The 3,910-nt window shown below is 44.4% G+C and carries 2 rRNA genes; both read right to left on the bottom strand.

The features are described from left to right. Positions 1-129: 129 nt before the first annotated feature. Positions 130-245, bottom strand: a 5S ribosomal RNA gene (gene rrf / locus M947_RS23150). 270 nt (positions 246-515) lie between these two features. After that, a 23S ribosomal RNA gene (locus M947_RS23145) occupies positions 516-3,537 on the bottom strand. Positions 3,538-3,910: the final 373 nt, after the last annotated feature.

Genomic DNA, 3,910 nt, shown 5'->3' with positions numbered 1-3,910 from the left:
CTTGTGTGTATATATTTTAGAAAGAGATGTGAAGCTTTAAAATTCACAAAATGGTGATTTCTAAACGTTTAATTATTGTTGTTGTAAAAAAGGTTGATTGCATTAAAAAAGAGGAGTTTAAATTGATCAACTAGGCAGCGACCTACATTCCCACACCTGAAAGATGCAGTATTATCAGCGATGAGAGGCTTAGCTTCTGGGTTCGGAATGGGACCAGGCGTTTCCCTCTCTCTATAGCCACCTAGACAAGATCAAGTTTCAATATATCACGCCTAACTTAGCAGATATACTCAAACTTAATCTTCTTAGATTAAGAGTTAGAGTTTTACAATTGTTAAAGTCAACATTTACTAAATAACTACTGTGTTAATACACTAAACAAGATGAAAAAAGCGTTAATAAAACGATAATTTATTATCGTTTTTAGCTTTTTTAGTCAAAGGTCTATATGTAAGCGTTAGCGAACATAGACCTGCGAAGTGTTTAATACACTAAACAAGGTAGTGAGCGATATTGGTAAAAAGACAAACGTACTATTAGTACTGGTCAGCTAAACACGTTGCCGTGCGTACACATCCAGCCTATCAAGCTTGTAGTCTTCAAGCGTACTTCAGGGAGAGTTCATCTTAGAGTTGGCTTCCCGCTTAGATGCTTTCAGCGGTTATCTCATCCGTGCGTAGCTACCCAGCGATGCTCTTGGCAGAACAACTGGTGCACCAGTGGCACGTCCAACCCGGTCCTCTCGTACTAGGGTCAGCTCTCTTCAACTCTCCTACGCCCACGGAAGATAGGGACCGAACTGTCTCACGACGTTCTGAACCCAGCTCGCGTACCGCTTTAAATGGCGAACAGCCATACCCTTGGGACCTGCTCCAGCCCCAGGATGCGATGAGCCGACATCGAGGTGCCAAACCTCCCCGTCGATGTGAGCTCTTGGGGGAGATCAGCCTGTTATCCCCGGCGTACCTTTTATCCTTTGAGCGATGGCCCTTCCACACAGAACCACCGGATCACTATGACCGTCTTTCGACTCTGCTCGACTTGTATGTCTCACAGTCAGGCTCGTTTATGCCATTATACTCTACGAGGGATTTCCAACCCCTCTGAACGAACCTTTGTAAGCCTCCGTTACTTTTTAGGAGGCGACCGCCCCAGTCAAACTACCCACCAGACATTGTCCTCGCATGAGATAATCATACGGAGTTAGCTATCAGAATATTCAAGGGTGGTATCTCAAGGATGTCTCCTCTAGTACTTGCGTCCTAGTATCAATGACTCCCACCTATCCTGCACATGAATATCCCAATAGCAGTGTCAAGCTATAGTAAAGGTGCACGGGGTCTTTCCGTCTTTCCGCGGGTAGGAGGAATTTTCACCTCCACTACAATTTCACTGGATCCCTGGTTGAGACAGCTCCCATCTCGTTACGCCATTCATGCAGGTCGGTATTTAACCGACAAGGAATTTCGCTACCTTAGGACCGTTATAGTTACGGCCGCCGTTTACTCGGGCTTCAATTCATGCCTTCGCCTAAGCTAAGCAATCCTTTTAACCTTCGAGCACCGGGCAGGCGTCACACCCTATACATCCTCTTACGAGTTAGCAGAGTGCTGTGTTTTTGGTAAACAGTCGGGAGGGACACTTTGCTGCCACCCATCAATGCTTCAAAGAGTAAATCTTCTAACAAATAGGGCACACCTTATACCGAAGATACGGTGCTAGTTTGCAGAGTTCCTTAACCAGGGTTCATCCACGCGCCTTAGAATACTCATCTCACCCACCTGTGTTGGTTTACGGTACGGGCAACATTACATCTCGTTTAGAGGCTTTTCTCGGCACGACAGTATCAAGGGTTCAGTCCGCTCTCCGAAGAGATTGAACTGCCTGTAAGATCTCGGTCTCATGCAAGGCGGATTTTCCTACCTTGCGACCTACGTCCTTCGACCCGCTATTCCATCAGCGAGCCCCTTTAACTCTATGCGTCCCCCCATCACTCAAATGATGTAATGTCGGTATCGGAATATTAACCGATTTGCCATCGTCTACCCCTTTCGGACTCGACTTAGGTCCCGACTAACCCTACGATGACGAGCATCGCGTAGGAAACCTTGGGTTTACGGCGAAGGGAATTCTCATCCCTTTTCTCGCTACTCATGCCTGCATGCTCACTTCCATCCGCTCCAGTACTCCTTGCCGGTATACCTTCAACGCTGAATGGAACGCTCTCCTACCGCTAGAGCACATCACTAAATCCTAAGTATCTCTCTTATCCCCTGAGGCATTTTAAAACGTTTTTTACGAAAGTAAAAAAAGTTTTAACTATATCTCTTGAATATCTCTACTATAAGAACTTAATGATGTGCTCTAACCTAAAGCTTCGGTGTTTATCTTAGCCCCGATATATTTTCGGCGCAGAATCGCTAGACCAGTGAGCTGTTACGCTTTCTTTAAAGGATGGCTGCTTCTAAGCCAACCTCCTGGTTGTTACAGCAACTCCACATCCTTTTCCACTTAGATAAAACTTTGGGACCTTAGCTGTTAGTCTGGGTTGTTCCCCTCTCGACATAGGATTTTATCACCCTACGCCTGACTCCCGAGGTTGCACGTATAGTATTCGGAGTTTGATAGGGTTTGGTACCGCGGTAAGCAGCCCTAGCCCTGTCAGTGCTCTACCCCTATACGCTAATGCTCGAGGCTATACCTAAATATATTTCGGAGAGAACCAGCTATCACTAAGTTTGATTGGCCTTTCACCCCTATCCACAAGTCATCCCAAGACTTTTCAACGCCTACGGGTTCGGTCCTCCGCTGGCTCTTACACCAGTTTCAACCTGCTCATGGATAGATCACTTAGTTTCGGGTCTGCAGCATCTGACTTGTGTTCCGAAGAACAGCGCCCTATTAAGACTCGCTTTCGCTACGGCTACCCGTTCGGTTAACCTTGCCAGATACCACAACTCGCAGGCTCATTATGCAAAAGGCAGTCTGTCACGGTGCATAAAGCATACCGCTCCAAATGATTGTAAGCCATAGGTTTCAGGTTCTATTTCACTCCGCTCACCGCGGTCCTTTTCACCTTTCCCTCACGGTACTTGTTCGCTATCGGTCTAGTAGTAGTATTTAGGGTTGGAGGGTGGTCCCCCCATATTCAGTCAAGATAACACGTGTCCCGACCTACTCGTTCGTTAATCTAGTACCATATAAATGTTTTTAGTTACGGGAATATCACCCTCTATGTTCAAACTTTCCAGATTGTTCACCTAACAAATATATTATCACTAACAGCCCTAATCCCATTTCGCTCGCCGCTACTCTGGGAATCTCAATTGATTTCTTTTCCTCTTGGTACTGAGATGTTTCACTTCCCAAGGTTCGCTCCCCGCAGGGTAACATGATTCGCACCATGTTGGGTTGCCCCATTCAGAAATCCCCGGATCAAAGCTTCTTGGCAGCTCCCCGAGGCTTATCGCAGCCTAGTACGTCTTTCATCGCCTCTACTAGCCAAGGCATCCACCTATGGCCCTTAATATCTTTTTATTGATTAGAAATGCTTATTGAACAAGTCCAATAAGCTACGCTAGACGCTATGTCACTAAAGTACAAAAAAGCTTTCGGCTTTTTCATAGAGTAGTTCAATAATCTCTAACAATCTAATTATTCTAATTTACGCTCACTACCTTGTTTAATGTACTATAATAGTCCCGTTAAAAACAGAACAAATATAACACTTCACAAGATAGCTTCCTGTTTAATTGTAGTTATTTAGTTGTAGTAATAATTGATCTCTATATTTAAATAGATAATCTCTTATCGCTATTTATTGACTTTAACAATGATAATTTAATGATCGTTTGGTTTTTAAAACCAAATATAAACTCTTTAATCTTTAAAGAACTTATATTTAGTTTTT

The organism is Sulfurimonas hongkongensis (genome assembly GCF_000445475.1).
GTDB lineage: Bacteria > Campylobacterota > Campylobacteria > Campylobacterales > Sulfurimonadaceae > Sulfurimonas > Sulfurimonas hongkongensis.
Note: the sequence above shows the minus strand (reverse complement) of the source record. Positions and strands in the feature narration are given on the sequence as shown.